Annotated in this window: 14 protein-coding genes and 1 pseudogene; 5 read left to right on the top strand and 10 right to left on the bottom strand. The window is 57.9% G+C overall.

The genetic code is table 11. The features are described 5' to 3' along the window. Positions 1 to 85: 85 nt before the first annotated feature. On the top strand, positions 86 to 829 hold the full coding sequence (locus H650_RS20430) for an SDR family NAD(P)-dependent oxidoreductase (protein WP_020456941.1): 744 nt from the start codon (positions 86 to 88) through the stop codon (positions 827 to 829). 119 nt (positions 830 to 948) lie between these two features. Here H650_RS20430 and H650_RS20425 read toward each other — a convergent pair whose 3' ends face one another. The 7 genes from H650_RS20425 to entC form a co-directional block, all read right to left on the bottom strand. Continuing rightward, a complete protein-coding gene (locus H650_RS20425; protein ID WP_017455812.1) occupies positions 949 to 1,146 on the bottom strand; it encodes a YbdD/YjiX family protein in 198 nt (65 codons plus the stop codon). A 20-nt stretch (positions 1,147 to 1,166) separates the two neighbouring features. Next, the gene (gene cstA / locus H650_RS20420) at positions 1,167 to 3,272 is read right to left on the bottom strand and encodes a pyruvate/proton symporter CstA (protein ID WP_020456940.1); all 2,106 of its coding nucleotides are present in this window, start codon (positions 3,270 to 3,272) and stop codon (positions 1,167 to 1,169) included. 168 nt (positions 3,273 to 3,440) lie between these two features. Next, positions 3,441 to 3,854 (bottom strand): proofreading thioesterase EntH, encoded by a 414-nt coding sequence (entH, locus tag H650_RS20415; RefSeq protein WP_020456939.1) that lies wholly within the window; start codon positions 3,852 to 3,854, stop codon positions 3,441 to 3,443. Beyond that, entirely contained in the window at positions 3,855 to 4,610 is a 756-nt protein-coding gene (entA, locus tag H650_RS20410; RefSeq protein ID WP_020456938.1) for a 2,3-dihydro-2,3-dihydroxybenzoate dehydrogenase EntA, read from the bottom strand. After that, entirely contained in the window at positions 4,610 to 5,461 is an 852-nt protein-coding gene (locus tag H650_RS20405; protein ID WP_020456937.1) for an isochorismatase, read from the bottom strand. The genes entA and H650_RS20405 overlap by 1 nt, the downstream gene beginning before the upstream one ends. Before the next feature lie 10 nt (positions 5,462 to 5,471). Then, positions 5,472 to 7,082, bottom strand: a complete 1,611-nt coding sequence (entE, locus tag H650_RS20400; RefSeq protein ID WP_020456936.1) for a (2,3-dihydroxybenzoyl)adenylate synthase EntE — start codon at positions 7,080 to 7,082, stop codon at positions 5,472 to 5,474. 9 nt (positions 7,083 to 7,091) lie between these two features. Next, positions 7,092 to 8,267 (bottom strand): isochorismate synthase EntC, encoded by a 1,176-nt coding sequence (gene entC, locus H650_RS20395; protein ID WP_020456935.1) that lies wholly within the window; start codon positions 8,265 to 8,267, stop codon positions 7,092 to 7,094. Between the two features lie 259 nt (positions 8,268 to 8,526). On the opposite strand from entC, the gene fepB reads away from it, so the two are divergent. After that, positions 8,527 to 9,414: a Fe2+-enterobactin ABC transporter substrate-binding protein gene (gene fepB, locus H650_RS20390; RefSeq protein ID WP_020456934.1), complete on the top strand. Its 888-nt coding sequence runs from the start codon at positions 8,527 to 8,529 to the stop codon at positions 9,412 to 9,414. Here the strand turns inward: fepB and entS are convergent, their stop codons facing one another. Next, positions 9,415 to 10,656: an enterobactin transporter EntS gene (entS, locus tag H650_RS20385; RefSeq protein ID WP_020456933.1), complete on the bottom strand. Its 1,242-nt coding sequence runs from the start codon at positions 10,654 to 10,656 to the stop codon at positions 9,415 to 9,417. A 112-nt stretch (positions 10,657 to 10,768) separates the two neighbouring features. On the opposite strand from entS, the gene fepD reads away from it, so the two are divergent. Genes fepD through fepC form a run of 3 tightly spaced genes read left to right on the top strand, consistent with a single transcriptional unit; the run spans position 10,769 to position 13,559 of the window. Further along, the gene (gene fepD / locus H650_RS20380) at positions 10,769 to 11,773 is read left to right on the top strand and encodes a Fe(3+)-siderophore ABC transporter permease (protein WP_044489589.1); all 1,005 of its coding nucleotides are present in this window, start codon (positions 10,769 to 10,771) and stop codon (positions 11,771 to 11,773) included. After that, on the top strand, positions 11,770 to 12,762 hold the full coding sequence (gene fepG, locus H650_RS20375) for an iron-enterobactin ABC transporter permease (RefSeq protein ID WP_020456931.1): 993 nt from the start codon (positions 11,770 to 11,772) through the stop codon (positions 12,760 to 12,762). The genes fepD and fepG overlap by 4 nt, the downstream gene beginning before the upstream one ends. After that, positions 12,759 to 13,559, top strand: coding sequence for an iron-enterobactin ABC transporter ATP-binding protein (gene fepC, locus H650_RS20370; RefSeq protein ID WP_020456930.1), 801 nt, complete (start codon positions 12,759 to 12,761; stop codon positions 13,557 to 13,559). The genes fepG and fepC overlap by 4 nt, the downstream gene beginning before the upstream one ends. A gap of 863 nt (positions 13,560 to 14,422) precedes the next feature. Here fepC and H650_RS26245 read toward each other — a convergent pair. Both H650_RS26245 and H650_RS20360 read right to left on the bottom strand, forming a co-directional pair. Continuing rightward, positions 14,423 to 14,530 (bottom strand): annotated as a pseudogene (locus tag H650_RS26245) (RHS repeat-associated core domain-containing protein); the annotation flags it as partial. 150 nt (positions 14,531 to 14,680) lie between these two features. Next, a complete protein-coding gene (locus tag H650_RS20360; RefSeq protein ID WP_020456927.1) occupies positions 14,681 to 17,608 on the bottom strand; it encodes an RHS repeat protein in 2,928 nt (975 codons plus the stop codon). Positions 17,609 to 17,632: the final 24 nt, after the last annotated feature.

Genomic DNA, 17,632 nt, shown 5'->3' with positions numbered 1-17,632 from the left:
ATCGGTATATTAATAAGATTGACGAATGTATGGAAGCCTGTTTATTTTAATTATGTATCAATCGACACATAATTACGGAGCCACCATGTCACATTCACTTGCAGGAAAACGCGCGCTGGTCACCGGTGCGAGCCGCGGTCTGGGAAAAGCCATCGCCTTAACGCTGGCGCGGGAAGGAGCGGACGTCGCCATCACCTGGGAGAAATCCGCCGATAAAGCACAAGCCGTTGTGGAAGCGATCCGCGCGCTGGGGCGTAACGCCGTGGCGATCCAGGCCAACAGCGCCGAACCACAAGCTGCCCGCGCCGCTGTTGATCAAACCGTGCAGCAACTCGGCGGGCTGGATATTCTCGTTAATAACGCCGGCATCGCGCGCGGTGGCCAGTTAGAAGCGATGTCGCAGGAGGATATCGATGCGATGATCAACGTGAATATTCGCGGCGTGGTCTACGCCACCCAGTCGGCCATTGCACACCTGCCCGACGGCGGGCGCATTATCAATATCGGCAGTTGCCTCTCCGATCGCGTGCCGTTTAAAGATATCGCCATTTATTCGATGACCAAATCCGCGCTGAACTCATTAACACGCGGGCTGGCGCGGGATTTGGGCCCACGCGGGATCACCGTGAATATGGTGAAACCCGGTTCGACGGACAGCGATATGAACCCGGCGGACGGCGAAGGCGCGGAAGAGCAGCGTCGTATGATTGCGCTGGGGCATTATGGTGAAGCGCAGGATATCGCCGAAGCGGTCGCTTTCCTTGCAAGCCCGGCGGCGAAGCAGATTACCGGGGCCGATATTGTTGTTGATGGCGGCACCAACGCCTGATCCTGGCGAAAATAACCGGCCTATAGCTGAAAGCTTTCCGGAAGCACCAGCCTGGCTGGGGGTTTTCTGTAGATAAAGAAAAGCGGCGCATGTGCGCCGCTTTTTGAGCAAGACGAGAGTTAACAGCAGCGTGCGCCGCCCTTTCCACCGTAGCGCGCATCCTGGCGCTCGCGGAAAAACTCCTCATAAGTCATCGGCGTCTGCTCCGGGTGCGTCACGCGCATATGCTCGACATAGTTGTCATAATCCGGAACGCCAATCATCATTTTCGCCGCCTGGCCTAAATACTTCCCGGCTTTTGAAAGCGTATCGAACATAAACCCCCCGCGTTACGCGATTAATGCACACTTTTTGCCTGGCCGACAATCTGCTCAACGTCGCCCGTCATTTCCTGGTACGGCGTCTCGTTCGCGGTCGGTTGATCCTCTTTCAGCGCCGCCAGCGCGGTTTTCAGCGAGTAGAACGCCAGTACCACCACCACGACCATAAAGAAGATGGTCAAGCCAGCATCGAGACGGTTGTTAAACACCAGTTGCGCCAGTTGAGACTGGGTATATTGCGCCGGAATATTGCCGCTGTCGATCATCGCCTGGAACTTGTTGGCGATGGCCAGGAAGCCGACTTTCGCATCCGGGCTAAAGGCTTTTTGCCAGCCTGCGGTGAGCGTACAAACCAGCAGCCAGGCGGTTGGCAGCAGTGCCACCCACGCGTAACGCTGGCGTTTCATCTTGAACAGCACCACCGCACACAGCATCAGCGCCATGCCCGCCAGCATCTGGTTGGCGATGCCAAACAGCGGCCACAGGGTGTTAATACCGCCGAGCGGATCAACCACGCCCTGGTGCAGGAAGTAGCCCCACGCCAGCACACACAGCCCGGTCGCCAGCAGGTTCGCGGGCAGCGATTCCGTGCGTTTGAGGTTCGGTGAAATCACGCCCAGCAGATCCTGCAACATAAAGCGCGCCGCGCGTGTCCCGGCATCCACCGCCGTCAGAATAAACAGCGCCTCAAACAGAATGGCGAAGTGATACCAGAACGAGACATCCATCAGACCGCCGAGCGCGCCGTGCAGGATATAAGCCATGCCCACTGCCAGCGTCGGCGCGCCGCCGGCGCGTGAAATGATCGACTGCTCGCCCACTTCGCTGGCAATCTGCCTGAGCGCATCCGGGGTGATACTAAAGCCCCAACCGCTCACCACCTGCGCCGCCGACGCTACTACATCGGTGGTGCCCGCAGGGGCTAAGACCGCCATCGGGCTGTTCATCGCAAAGTAAACGCCCGGATCGATAATGCACGCCGACACCAGCGCCATGATCGCCACGAACGACTCCATTAGCATGCCGCCGTAACCGATAAAACAAGCCTGCCCTTCGCTGGCGAGCATTTTCGGCGTGGTGCCGGAGGAAATCAGCGCATGGAAACCGGAAACCGCGCCACAGGCAATGGTAATAAACAGGAACGGGAACAGATTACCGGTCCACACCGGGCCAGTCCCATCAACAAACTTGGTCAGCGCAGGCATGGTCAGCGTCGGGCGCATGATCAGAATGCCAATCGCCAGGCCGATAATGGTGCCAATTTTCAGGAAAGTAGAGAGGTAATCACGCGGCGCCAGCAGCAGCCACACCGGCAGCACCGAGGCGACAAACCCGTAGCCCACCAGCATCCACGTCAACTGCACGCCGGTGAAATCAAAGTACGGTGCAATCGCCGGGTTTGCGGCCACCCAGCCGCCAGAAATAATGGCGAACACCAGCAGTACCAGGCCAATCACCGACACTTCGCCAATCCGCCCGGGGCGCAGATAGCGAATGTAGATACCCATAAAAATCGCCAGCGGAATGGTAAAGGCGACAGTGTATGTTCCCCACGGGCTGTGGGTCAGCGCTTTGACGACAATCATCGCCAGCACCGCAAGGATAATCACCATGATCATAAAGGTCGCCACCAGCGCAATCACGCCAACGGTCGGCCCCATCTCCGCTTTCACCATCTCACCGAGCGAACGCCCGTCCCGACGGGTGGAGATAAACAGCACCATGAAATCCTGCACCGCACCGGCCAGCACTACGCCTGCGAGGATCCAGATCATGCCCGGCAAATACCCCATTTGCGCCGCCAGCACCGGCCCTACCAGCGGGCCTGCGCCGGCAATCGCCGCAAAATGGTGACCGAACAGCACTTTTTTGTCTGTTGGCACGTAATCAAGACCATCGTTGTAGCGCACCGCCGGAGTCATGCGCGTCGGGTCAACCTGTAGCACACTTTTAGCGATATACAGGCCGTAAAAACGGTAAGCGATAAGGTAGATACAGACCGCGGCCACCACGATCCACAGCGCGTTGATCTGTTCGCCGCGGTTAAGCGCGATATAGCCGAGGGCGAATGCGCCAACCAGCGACAGCACGCCCCAAATAAGGTATTTCCCTGAGTTGTTCATAGCGGGTATCCGTTGAGAGACAGAGAGATGTTACATTTTGTATCTATATCAACTCGCGGATTTTAACAACTTTGAAACATGGGAAATTTGCCCTGCCACCAGGCATTTACCTGATTGTGTTACCGGGATCGCAAGAATGCGCCCTCTCCTGTCAAAGAGAGGGCGAGATTACCCCAGCACCGCCGTGCTGAGACGACAGGTGCAGCAGCGTCGGCCTTGTTCGTCAAACACCACAATTTCCCAGCTTTGGTTCTGCCGGCCAAGATGCAGCGGCTGGCAAACGCCGCGCACTTTTCCCTGCGAAACCGGGCGATGATGGGTGGCGTTTAATTCCGTGCCCACCACGCACTGGCCGTCGCGGGTCATCAGGTAGCCCGCCATCGATCCCAGCGTTTCCGCCAGCGCCGCCGAGGCACCACCGTGCAGCAGACCAAACGGTTGATGCGTGCGGCTGTCTACCGGCATTTCCGCTTCAAGGAAATCACCGCCGATGCGGGTGTAAGTAATCGCGAGATGCGCCACCAGCGTGTTTTCGCTGGTGGCGTTCAGTTCATCAAGGGTTAAATGACGTTTCCAGATCATCTACGCCCCCAGCGTCGAGCCGCCATCCACCACGATATCCTGCAATGTGATATGGCTTGCCAGATCGGAAGCGAGGAACAAAATGGTGTTCGCCACTTCCTGCGGGCGGGCGATTTTCCCCAGCGGGATGCCGAGCTTGAACTGCTCGCCAAAACCGCGAATACGCTGCTGTTCGGCGTCATCGCTCACCCACAGCAAACGCTGCATGTCGGTGTCGGTCGATCCCGGTGAAACCACATTGCAACGTACATGGCTTGCCGCCAGCTCAAGGCCAACGGTGAGTGCCAGGCTTTTGAGCGCCGCTTTCGATGCGCCATACGCGCTCATGCCGATACGCGGCGTGTGCGCCGCGTCGGATGCGACGGTGACAATCGCCCCGCTCTGCTGACGCCGAAATTGCGCCATCGTCTGCTGAAACAGGTTAAACGCCCCGCCGACGTTAACAGCGAAGGTGCTGTGCCAGGCGTCTGGTGTCAGTTCATCAGTGGCGGCCATGTGCAACACCCCGGCGGCGTTGACCAGCACATCCAGCCGCTCGCATTGCGCCAGCACGCGCTGGCAAACCACCTGAACTTGTGCGGCGTCGGCAACGTCCAGCACTTCACAGGAGAAAGGGTAATCCGTGCCGCCAAAGGCGAGATCGAAACCGATCACGTGCGCGCCCGCCCCGACAAACGCCTTCGCCGTGGCATAACCGATGCCTTTACCGGCCCCGGTCACCCAGACAATTTTGCCGGTAAAATCCAGACCAACCATTACTTCACCTCACGCGAAAGCAGCGTCCACCAGGCGTCAATGGTCGGGTTTTTCGCCAGCATCACAAAGTCGATATCGCCATGTACTTTGCGCCAGCGCGCGGCGAGCGCCATCATGCGCACGGAATCGAGGCCGTAGTCGATGAGATTCTCGTCATCTAACGGTTCGTCGGACTCATCCAGCAGCGGCAGGATCAGCGTGCGTAATGCCGCTTTGCTGCCCGGCACAGCCAGTAATTCTTGCGTCATCACCACGCGACCAGCACGCCCGGCGACATAATTAAGCGACATCAAATGCTCTTCGCGGCTGAAATCCGCCAGCGCGTCGGCAACCATAAACGGTTTGATATCGCGCATAAACGCATCGGTGGCGGTGATCATGCAGCCAATGTGTGAATACACCCCGGTGATGAGTAACTGGTTACGGCCGGTCTCTTTGAGCATCTGCTCCAGCGGCGAGCGGTGAAACGCGCTGTAGCGCCACTTCACCAGCACGGTGTCGGCCTCATCCGGCGCGAGCGCAGCAACAATTTTTTGCTGCTCCGGCGAGCGGGTTAAGCCTGGCCCCCACATATCGTTGAGCAGCGCCCGGTCTTCATCGTTCTGCTCTTTCGGCTGCGCGGTGTAGTACACGGGAATAGCGTTTTGCTTGCAGAAATCACGCAGTGCGGCGATGTTCGCCACCACTTGCTGCATCATCGGGCAGTTTTCGCCCCAGAAGTTAACAAAGTAATCCTGCATATCATGGATCAGCAGCGCCGCACGTTCCGGCTCAAACGGCCAGCTCACTTTGTTTTGCGGGATATCGGCCGCGCCAGGCAGCGCGTAGCCCTGTAGTTTTGGAATCGCCATCTTCTCTCCTTTACGCCGGTGCGCGTTGCGCTAACCACTGACGTAACTGTTTTTTATCGACCTTACCCACCGGCGTCAGCGGCAGCGCGTCCACGCACTCCACACGATCCGGCAGTTTGAACTCGGCAACGCCCTGCTCTCGCAGAAAGCGGCGGACAGCTACCGCGCGCAGCGGCGTTTTCACCACCAGGTAAGCGCAGCTTTTTTCACCCAGCAGGCTGTCTTCCATACTGACCAGCGCGGCGTGGATCACCGACTCATGGCGCAGCAGCAGGTTTTCGATCTCCTCGGCGGCAATCTTCTCGCCCCCACGGTTGATCTGATCTTTTTCCCGTCCCTGCACGGTGATATAGCCCTGTTCGTCGATCGAAATCAGATCGCCGGAGCAGTAAAAACCGTGTTCGTTAAAGGCGCTGGCATTATGTTCCGGGCTATTAAAGTAGCCGCGAAAGGTGTACGGGCCGCGCGTCATCAGGCGGCCAACGTGGCCTGGCGGCAGCAGATTGCCGTTTTCATCCGCCACCCACACTTCATCATCCGGGCACATCGGGCGGCCTTGCGTGTTGATAATGCGGTCAAAGGGATCGTCCAGACGGGTGTAGTTCACCAGCCCTTCCGCCATGCCAAATACCTGCTGCAACTGGCAGCCGATCTCCGCCGGAATACGCGCCGCAAGCGTTGCCGATAAACGCGCCCCGCCGACCTGCAACAGCCGCAGCGAGGCGAGTTGCGCATTGCTGCCCCACTCGGCGATCGCCTGTAACCACAGGCTTACCGCCGGCGGCACCAGCGCGGTAACGTTAATCTGGTGTTTTTCAATCAGCGGGAAGCAGAGCGTGGCGCTCGGATCGGCAGCCAGCACCACGCAGCCTCCGGCGTGGAAGACGCCAAGCGCGCCGGGTGAACTCAACGGGTAGTTGTGCGCCGCCGGCAGCGCGCAGAGGTAACGGGTTTGCGCGTTAAATCCGCAGATCTCGTTACTGCGCACAATGCTGTAGTAGTAATCATTGTGTGTGCGCGGGATAAGTTTTGGCGTGCCGGTGCTGCCGCCAGAAAGCTGGAAAAACGCCACTTCATCGGCGGGCGTTGGCGTGGCGATAAAATTATCTGCCGGGCGGGCAATGGCGTCTTCCAGCGCCTGCTCGCCGCTGTCGCCGCGCAGCAGCACAGTGCGCACCGACGGGTGCTGTGCAACAAACGCGGTGAGGAAATGGTCATTCTCAAATAGCGTATGCGCGCGATCGGCAATCAGCAGCGCCGGTGCGATTTGCGCGGCATACGCGTTCAATTCGCTGCGCTGATGGCTGAACAGCGCGTTGACTGGCACCACGCCGATTTTCAGCAGCGCGAAGAAAACAATGTAGAACTCGCTGACGTTGCCCAGCTGCACCAGCGCGGTTTCCCCGCGCCTGATGCCCTGCGCCTGTAACGCCGAGGCCAGATTGTCTGCGGCATCGTTAAGCTGGCGGTAGCTCAAGCGGCGTTCGCCCTCGATCACCGCCGTGGCATCACTGCGCGCGTGGCGGGTCAAAATATCGGTCAGCGGTAAATCCTGCCAGTAGCCCTTTTCACGGTAACGCTCGGCGAACTCGTGCGGCCAGCGGGTAAACGGAATGGTCATGGTTGATCCTCAGTGCAAACCAAATGCGTTCAGCATGGTGGTCAGCTTGACGCCGGTTTCGCGCCACTCGGAAAGCGGCGAAGAGGCCGGAACAATCCCGGCACCGGCGAACAGACGAACATGGTTATCGTGAAGCCGCGCACAGCGAATAGTGACCACCCACTCGCCGTTACCCGCGGCGTCGCACCAGCCAACGATGCCGCCAAACAGCTCACGGTTGAACGGCTCCAGCTCGGCAATCACCTGTTTCGCCACCTGGTGCGGGAAGCCGCTCAGCGCGGGCGTCGGGTGCAGCAGGCACGCCAGCGTCAGCGCGTTTTCCCCGGCGACTGCAGTGCCGGTAATCGGCGTGGCCAGGTGCCATAAAGTGGGGGTAGTGACCAGTTGTGGTGATTCCGGCAATGTCAGGGTTTGGCTGCGCGGCTGCAGCACGTTTTTCATCGCCTGCGTCACCAGTTCGTGCTCGTGCCGATCTTTTTCCGAAGCCAGCAGCTTGTTACCCGCTTCGCGGTCAAGAATGTCGTCCGGCTGGCGGCGGGCGGAACCGGCTAACGGCAGCGAACTGAAGTGCTCCTGCTCTTTGCGCAGCAACAGTTCCGGGCTTGCGCCCAGCAGTACGCCGCCATCCGGTAGCGGAACGTGGAAGTTGTAACTGGCCGGGTTCTGGGCAATCAGGCGTTCTAACAGCACGCCGCTGTCGATACGGCGGTCGGTGGTTAACTCAATCAGACGCGAGAGCACCACTTTATCGACTTCCGGCGTGGCGGTGCGCGCGGCGGCATTCGCCACCATCTGCATAAACGTCTCCTGCGATGGGATCGCCTGCTGCGCTGTGACGTTCGGCATCGCGCCACTGGTGAAATAGCGCGCGGATCGCTGTTTCTCCGGGCGGGAAAAGGTTTGCCAGCTGTGCGGGATAAACAGCGCAGATGGCTGGGTGGTGTCGAAGGGGATCGCGCCAACCATCACCGGGTGGGCAATGCCCTGCGCTTTCGCATCGGCAAACGCCTGAGCCAGTTTTTGCTGGAAAGCACTCTCGGGCGCATCGCCGCCCGCGGCAGGCTCGCAAAAACGCGCCACGCACCCGGAGGTGGTGAAACTGCGGTACGGCGACATAAAGAAAAACTGATCCGCGGCCAGCGTCTTCGCAGACTGCCGGGTTTCCTCAGCCAGGGACGTATCCATATCATCCTCCAACAGTGATAAATTAACTAATAATGATTATCATTTGTGTTTTTGAGTCGGTAAGATAAAAAGTTATTGCCCGCTCTGTCAACAGCAGATTGTTCTCTCGCGCGGCGAATGCTTGCATCTGCTTCATTCAGATATGAAAATGAGAAGCATTAACTTCAACAAAAACAGGATATGCGTTGTGAGATGCTCTTTTTTGCGCTGTAAGCCCTTAGTGTTTTTAGGAATTTTTGTTTTAGGAATTACCTCAGCGATGGCGGCAGAGTGGCCTCGCCAGGTCACGGACAGCCGTGGAACGCACACGCTACCGACTAAGCCGCTGCGTATTGTTTCCACCAGCGTGACGCTCACCGGTTCGCTACTGGCGATTGATGCGCCAGTTATCGCCAGCGGCGCGACCACGCCAAATAACCGTTTTGCCGACGAACAAGGCTTTTTGCGCCAGTGGGGGGAAATTGCCCGGCAGCGTAATGTCGCGCGGCTTTACATTGGGGAACCCAACGCTGAAGCCGTCGCTGCACAAATGCCGGATTTAATCCTGATCAGCGCCACCGGCGGCGACTCCGCGTTGCCGCTGTATGATCAGCTATCAACCATCGCCCCGACGCTTATCATCAACTACGACGACAAAAGCTGGCAGGCGCTGTTAACGCAGCTTGGTGAAATCACCGGTCACGAAAAAGAGGCGGCGGCGCGTATCAGCCAGTTCAATCAACAGCTTGCGGACGTTAAAGCACGCATGAAACTGCCGCCGCAGCCGGTCAGCGCGCTGGTCTATACCCCGGCGGCACACAGCGCCAATCTGTGGACTGAAGATTCCGCGCAGGGCCAATTGATGCAGCAACTGGGCTTTACCCTCGCGCCGTTACCGGCGAATCTGCACGCCAGTCAGAGCCAGGGGAAACGTCATGACATTGTCCAGTTAGGCGGCGAGAATCTGGCCGCCGGGCTGAATGGCGAGGTGCTGTTCCTGTTTGCCAGCGACCAGAAAGACGCGGATGCGCTCAGCCAGAACCCGCTGCTGGCGCACCTGCCTGCGGTGCAAGATCACCGCGTGTACGCACTCGGCGCGGAAACTTTCCGCCTTGATTACTACAGCGCCACCCGCGTGTTACAACGCCTGGCGGCGCTGTTTAGTTAATCAGGCTTCGGCGGCGGGCTGCACCTGGCGAAAACGCCGCAGCTCGCCAAGCACCACCACCAGCAACACGCCCACTATCGCCAGCACAAAACCGCTGATGCTCGCCGATGCGGCGGGCGTCATCATTGACCCCATCGCGCCCAGCAGCGCGGCACCAATGGCGTCACCCGTGACGTTTTGCGCCGTCCATAAACCGTTAATTCGCCCGAGCATCGCTTCCGGAGTTTGCGTTTGCAACAGCGTGTATTGCAGCAGCGAACTCACCGCCGTCAGCCAGCCGCACAGCGCCAGAAACAGCACGCCCAGCGCCCAGACGGGCATCAGGCTGAATAAACCGATGGCGATAAACGCGCCAACGGACGCCAGCAGCATAATCACGCCGGGGCGCTCACTGTGCGCCAGCTTGCCGCTGGTTAACGCGCCAATGGCCGCGCCGAGCGGCAGCGCGGCATACAGCAAGCCAATTTCTGCCGCCGACATGTTCCAGCTTATCGCCAGCGCCGGGTAGAGCACGCGCACCGCGCTTGCCATCGTCAATAACCCACCAAGCAGCGCGATGCCGCCAATCAAAGGGTTGTGCAGTAAAAATTGCAGGGCGCTAAGTAGCGATTTCAGCGGGTGCTCGCGCGGTTGTGGCGGTGGCGGTAATGCAGGCAGGCTCAGTAACGGCAACAAGGTGATAAACGTGCCCGCCGCCGCCAGCCCGTAGTTCCACGCCACACCGCCGGTTGCCAGCAACAAACCGCCGCACATTGGCGAAATAACGGAACCCAGCCGCACCGTCAGCATGGTAATGGCGCCAGCGTGCATCAGGTTTTCCCGCCCGACCAACGCAGGTGTCGCCGCCAGCAGCGCCGTTACGCCCAGCGCGCCGAAAAAACCATCCCACAAACCGAGCAGATAAATTGCCAGCAGCGAAGGCTCCGGCAACAACGCATTCAAATACAGGCCAATAAAACCGACGCCGCAGGTGGAACGCGCCAGCAGAATCAGTTTCTTGCGTTCAAAACGATCCGCCAAAACACCACCAAACATCAGGCCGACGAACATGGCGCTACCGGTCAGCGTAACGGCAAGGCCAACTTGCCAGCTGGAGTGGGTCATCGCCTGGATTTGTACCGGCACCGCTACGCCCAACAAGCCCAGCGAGAGAATCGAGATAAAACGCGCCAGAAATACCGCGCGAAAAGCCGGATGCGTACGCAGCAGACTCAGGTTCAACAGCCAGGATTGTTGCTTCATTCCAATGCCTTAAATACACACTTTCTATGTCCATTCGCAGGCTGTGCATGGTAACATACCAAAACAAGATCGATAACGATAATTAATATCATTATCAAATTTGGGACGTTTTATGTCGTGTTCTGCTTTCCCGGCGCGCCCCGTTACCCTCGCCGGGTTATTGATATTGCTGGTTGTCGCCATTGCACTCAGCCTGTTTATTGGTGCAAAACCTCTGCCCGCCGCGGTCATCATCGACGCCCTCACTGGCGTCTGTCAGAGCGCGGACTGCACCATCGTCAACGATGCCCGTTTGCCGCGAACGCTGGCAGGTTTACTCGCGGGCGGCGCACTGGGCATTGCCGGGGCGTTAATGCAAACGCTCACGAGAAATCCGCTCGCCGATCCAGGCTTACTCGGCGTTAACGCCGGTGCCAGCTTCGCCATTGTGCTCGGCGCGGCGCTGCTGGGCGCTGTCTCCCCTGTCGAACAACTACTGCTCGCCTTTTGCGGCGCACTGGCGGCGTCGCTGCTGGTCGCTTTTACCGGCAGCCAGGGCGGTGGGCAACTCAGCCCGGTTCGCCTGACGCTGGCGGGCGTAGCGCTGGCGGCGGTGCTGGAAGGATTATCCAGCGGTATTTCATTGCTTAACGCCGACGTTTATGACCAGTTGCGCTTCTGGCAGGCCGGTTCGCTGGATATCCGCACCCTGCAAACGCTAAAAATTGTTCTGATCCCGGTGCTGCTGGCAGCGTTCATGGCGTTGATGCTGAGCCGCGCGCTTAACAGCCTGAGCCTCGGCAGCGACACCGCCACGGCACTGGGCAGCCGCGTGGCGCGCACGCAGTTGCTCGGTTTAGTGGTGATCACGGTGCTGTGCGGCAGCGCGACGGCGGTTGTCGGCCCGATTGCCTTTATCGGCCTGATGATGCCGCACATGGCGCGCTGGCTGGTGGGCGCGGATCACCGCTGGTCGCTGCCGGTCACACTGATTGCCACCCCTGCCCTGTTATTGTTTGCCGATATCATTGGCCGCCTGCTGGTGCCGGGCGAACTGCGGGTTTCCGTAGTCAGTGCCTTTATCGGCGCGCCGGTATTGATCGTGCTGGTGCGCCGCGCACGCGGAGGCAACTTATGATGGCGCCCTCCCGCCGCCTGCTCGGCAGTTGCGTGTTTATGGTTATCGCCGCGTTGCTTTTAGCCAGCTGGGGTTTACGCAGCGGTTCGGTGACGCTGGCATTTTCACAGGTGCTTGACGTGCTCACCGGCGACGCGCCGCGTGCCATGCAACGGGTCGTGATGGAGTGGCGCTTGCCGCGCGTGCTGATGGCGCTGCTGGTGGGCGCAGCGCTTGGCGTGAGCGGCGCGATTTTCCAGTCGCTGATGCGTAACCCACTCGGCAGCCCGGATGTGATGGGTTTTAACACCGGTGCATGGAGCGGCGTGCTGGTGGCGATGGTGCTGTTTGGTCAGCATCTGGCCGCTATCGCACTGGCGGCGATGGTCGGCGGTATGCTCACTTCGCTGGTGGTCTGGCTACTGGCCTGGCGCAACGGCATTGAGACATTCCGCTTGATCATCGTCGGTATTGGCATTCGCGCGATGCTGGTGGCGTTTAATACCTGGCTGTTGCTGCATGCCTCGCTGGAAACCGCGCTCTCCGCCGGGCTGTGGAACGCCGGGTCGCTCAATGGCCTGACCTGGGCGAAAACCGTCCCTTCCGCACCGATCATGCTGGTGATGTTTCTTTTTGCCGCCCTGCTGGCGCGCCGTATGCGGCTACTGGAAATGGGCGATGACAGCGCCTGTGCGCTCGGTGTCAGCGTTGAGCGTTCGCGCCTGATGCTGATGCTGGTGGCCGTTGCACTCACCGCCGCCGCAACAGCACTGGCGGGGCCGATTTCGTTTATCGCACTGGTCGCGCCACATATTGCCCGGCGCGTCAGCGCCACTGCACGCTGGGGATTAACCCAGTCCGCGCTGTGCGGTGCGCTGTTGTTGTTGCTGGCGGATATGATTGCCCAGCAAGGTTTTACGCCTTATCAGTTGCCGGTCGGCGTGGTGACCGTCAGCCTCGGTGGCATTTACCTTATCGCCTTGTTAATTCAGGAGTCTCGCAAGAAATGACCGATTTATCTGCCCGTTTGCGCGGCGAAGCGCTCACTCTTGGCTACGGCAAAAAAGTGGTGGCTGAACACTTAAGCGTGGCGATCCCCGACGGCCATTTCACCGCTATTATCGGCCCTAACGGTTGCGGGAAATCCACCTTACTGCGCACGCTGAGCCGCCTGATGACGCCCGCGCAGGGCCATGTTTATCTTGATGGCGAGCAGATCCAGCGCTATGCCAGCAAAGAGGTGGCGCGTCGCATAGGGTTGCTTGCGCAAAACGCCACCACACCCGGCGATATCACCGTGCAGGAACTGGTCGCGCGCGGGCGCTATCCGCACCAGCCGCTGTTCACCCGCTGGCGCAAAGAGGATGACGAGGCGGTGCAGCGGGCGATGCGGGCCACCGGGGTGGAAAGCCTGGCCAGGCAGAGTGTCGATACGCTCTCCGGCGGGCAACGCCAGCGCGCATGGATTGCCATGGTGCTGGCGCAAGAGACGGCGATCATGCTGCTTGATGAGCCAACAACCTGGCTGGATATCAGCTACCAGATCGACTTGCTGGAACTGTTGAGTGAGCTGAATCGCGAGCAGGGCTACACGCTGGCGGCAGTGCTGCATGATTTGAACCAGGCTTGCCGCTACGCCACGCATCTGATTGCGCTGCGCGACGGCAAAATTGTGGCGCAGGGCGCGCCAAAAGAGATTGTGACCGCTGAGCTGATTGAGGCGGTGTATGGCATGCACTGCATGATCATTGACGATCCCATCGCCCATACCCCGCTGGTGGTGCCGCTCGGGCGTTGCGGGCGGTAATCACATCGGGTGTTATTTACATAAGATCGGTATTACCGCTAAGCCCCCGCATTTTGCGTCATCGTTCTCTGAACGTGTTTACTGACAAATTTTTTGGGCACCAGCACCTGAGGCCGGTACATGACCGAAAGCACGAGATCAAACTCCTGCGGTGTTCTGGCGCTCAATCTTTTTTTCTGCCCCTCTGCGTATAAATTTTTCGCACTATTGACTATTCTGTAAGCCAGGCCCTCTTTAAGATCTTTAATATCAAAAACGGTTTGATTAGCCGCTTTCGCTATTTTTTTCCGATTTAAAAAATTTATATCTGACTTATTCTTCAGTAGAGCGAGTTGCCTTTCCAGCCCCGTTTTTTTATGGCGGACATCAAACAGTAAGGTATCGTTAATGGCGACATGTGCATAATTCATATATTTATAATTCACGGTTTCACGTAGTGGAATTTCATATTTATTACCCCCCAGCGCACTGGTTAACTTACCTTTCGCCCCTACGACTTCCAGTGAAAAAAAGGAAAAGTCGTCCGTTTTTAATTGTGAAATATCTACCGGCGTGCTATTCAATTCATTAAAAATTATTTTTTTCTTTTCCAATTCGACTCTTGAATAAAAAACACCTTTAGATAAATCTGCATTAGAAAAGTGAACCAAATTAAAATCTATTCTCTGAAACCGATTAATAAAGCCAGCTGCTTCAGGTGATAAAATCTTATTGGCTGATTTTATATCTTTTAAATTCTGTTTTGCTCGTTGCAGAAAGGATGCATAATCACTGAACCCACTCCATAATTCGCCTTCCGCCATTCTCTGGTAACTTAAATTCGCCCGTTTCTCTGGAGAAATACCCCACCATTTAAATGAGAACAGACCTGAATCATCGCTTAATACAATGGGATTGTTATTAACCATCTGATAGATGTTTATCCCGTCCACCGTCCCCGCCGGGTCAGCGCTCAGCCATCTTCCTGCCCATATACTTGCAGTTCAATTACACGGCCTTGTGGGATGCGTTGGGCCGGGAGCAGAGCAATACGCTGACAACGGCGCTGCATGACAATCGACGATCCAGTCGCGCATACCCTGCCGGGACGGGGTATGCGACAGTGCCATTTATTTGCTGAATTAAAGAATGGTCGCTCTCCTTAAGCTTAATTGCCGCTGATGCTGTGGGGTGATGACATAGCGTTTATTCACTTTGATTAATCCCCAATCCCCGGATCCGAAACGGGGCATTTTGTTCCAGTGTCGCGGCTGTGAGATAAGATTCTCACGGAAAAAGCCCCGCCACTCATCTTCATCTTCCGCTATAGTCCATTCACCATCTTTAACAATCGCCACCGGGAAGGGACCCGGCATAGCGACATCACGAATATAGCCCCCATGTTCCGCAACATCCTCAAACTCTTGCTGCCACATATAGGGAACGAAATTATTCTGTGCCCCGTGACGCACAGGATTCATATGAATTTTTTCGTAAGGGCGAGCGGGATCGAGGATCGAAATATATCGGTTGATACTGTTGATAATTTGCTTCTCTTCGGCACTACCGACACCAGGCGGCCTGCGGGTACGTTTTAAGATGATGTCATGCATATCGTAATCCCCGGTATAGGGAACAATATCTCCTTTACTGCGGGCAAGATTAAAAGCATGCAGATCCTCTGAACTCGTTAGCGATAAAGGAAAAGGCTCATCCACCCCTGCCTTAACATTGTGTACCCAGACACCGCTAATCGCGTTGCCCTTACCTTTCCAGTTTCCCACCAGACCAATTAATCCGGCCTCTGTGGCAATATCGCGGATCTCATCCGCCTTTTCACCATATGCCGCTTCCAGCGAGCGAGTCTTGATAGTTTTCTCGAGAATGTTATGGCCTTTCGCTGCGGCTCCGCTATTAAGAGCGTCAATGGTATAAACACCCGCCTCTCTGAAGCTAATAATAGCTTCATGCAGTTCCGAGACGACTTCTATCGCAGCCATGTGTTGAGAGGCAATGAACTCCATCGCTACCTGCCTTCTGGCGGCGTTTCCGGTCGCAATGAGCCCGTTGTCATCGCGTTGACTGGCAGGGTTATTGCGCACCATCTGGAACAGGTTCAGCCCGTCCACCGTCCCCGCCGGATCTGCCGAGAGCCACCGTCCCGCCCACGGCTGATAATAGCGGTAGCCGTAGTAATAAAGCCCGGTGGCGTCCTGCTCCTTGCCGGAATAACGAATCGTTTTGTAATCCGCCTCCAGCTGGCTGCGCGCGGCAAACAGCGCCGTACCGCCAAACGGGTAATACTCCTCCTGGCTGATAAGCTCACCACTGCTGTCCACTTCCAGACTGCTGCTGCCGGTCAGGTTGTCGTAGCTGTAGCGAATCTGGTCATTGCTGATGCCTTCAGGCTGCCCGCTTTCCCAGTGCAGCACCCGCACCTGCGCGCGTCCGGCCACGCCGACGGTTATCACCTGTAATTCTTCGGCTGCGCTGCTGCGCAGCTCCAGACCCGGCAGGTAAACCACCCGTCTGGTCTGCGTGCTGTTGCCGGTCAGCTGCGCGGTGATTTTGACGATGCGCTGGCTGCTGGCGTCGTAGCGGTAACGTTCGCTGTCGTCCGCTGCACCACTACGGGTGACGGGCGTGACTTTTTGCAGTTCCTGACGCGCCGTCCACAGCAGGCTCTGCCCCGGTAAAAGCTCTTTCTGCTGACCACCGGCAGTGAACAGCGCCTCCACATCCGCCGGGTTTTCGGTGAGTGTGCTGAGTACTGCGCGGTTACTGCGGTCGCTGACTGTAACTGATGTCGTGTAGTTATTGCCGGATGCGGGCGCGCTGTGCTGAATTTTCGTCAGATTACCGGCGTTATCGTAGGTGTAAGTGCGGGTGTAGTTTGTGTACGTGGCGTCATCAAAAGAGGAATACGCCGGAAGGTTGCTGCTCTGCTGTACCGCACTGGCCATTTCACGCCCGCTGGCACTGACCAGCTGGTACAGGCTGTCGTAGGCGTAGTGATTTTCGGGAACGACTTCCTGATTGCGCCAGAAACGGGTCTCCTCGGCATCATTAGTAATCACCAGCACATTGCCCACCGGGTCATACTCGTAGCGCAAATCCTGCAGTACTTTTGCATTCGTCGAACGTTCAGTTTTGATACCGACCAGACGTTGGGTTTCGGCTTCATAACTGTATGTTGTCACCACGCCGTTGCCGTGCTCCTCGCGCAGCTTCTGCCCGGCGGCGGACCAGGTCAGGGATTTCACAATAGTCTGCTCTGAACCGCCATTCACCGTCAGCCAGCTTCCCTTCAGCAGCCCCGCAACATCATAGGCCACGCGCTGGATATTACCTTTCGCATCGGTGGTGGTGAGTACATTCCCGGCGGCGTCCACCGTGCTGGTTGTGGTGTGGGTTTCGCCCGCCAGCAGGTCGTTCCACACGGAAGCATCCGCACCCTGCCAGTCTGCTTCGGCATCGTCCGGCAGCAGCTGGCGGGTAACGGCAAGCGGCACACCGTTCAGGGAAAGGCTGGTCGTGGAAAGCAGGCCTGCCGGGTCGTAGTGGCTGACAAGCTGGCCGGCAAGGTTGTGGCTCTGTTCATCTGCGGAATGACCGCCCCGGACAAACCGCTCCGTGACGCGCGCGCTGCCACCGGCAACCTGCTCGGTAATGCCGAGCAACCGCCCCGGCAGGTCTGCCTCTTCATACTGAAAAGTGCGGGTAACGGCGGCGGTGCGGTCATTCTCTGAACCAATATTGCTGACCTGCAAAAACGCCCGCCCGGAGGCGTCATTCAGGGCAATCGTGGTTCCGGCATCGGCACTTTGCGTGCGCAGCGGTGCGCCGTCCAGGTCGGTGAGATAACTGAAATTCGCCCGCCCGGCGGCATACAGACGCGGGTCGGCGCTCTGTGACGGCAAACCGCGCGCATCAAACTGATGGCGGGTGATGCGCTCGTCGGTGGTGTCCGGCGTTTCCGGATGGCGGTGATAAACGATGTCACGCACCGCCAGGCCACGGTTATTCAGCACCACGACGGTCGGGGTTTTAACATAGAGGGAAGTCGTCACAACGCACTCCGGGCGAGTGAAAAT

The sequence above is a fragment of the Enterobacter sp. R4-368 genome (assembly GCF_000410515.1).
Lineage (GTDB): Bacteria > Pseudomonadota > Gammaproteobacteria > Enterobacterales > Enterobacteriaceae > Kosakonia.
The sequence above is the reverse complement of the archived record's forward strand: the minus strand, read 5'-3'. Positions and strand labels throughout refer to the sequence as shown.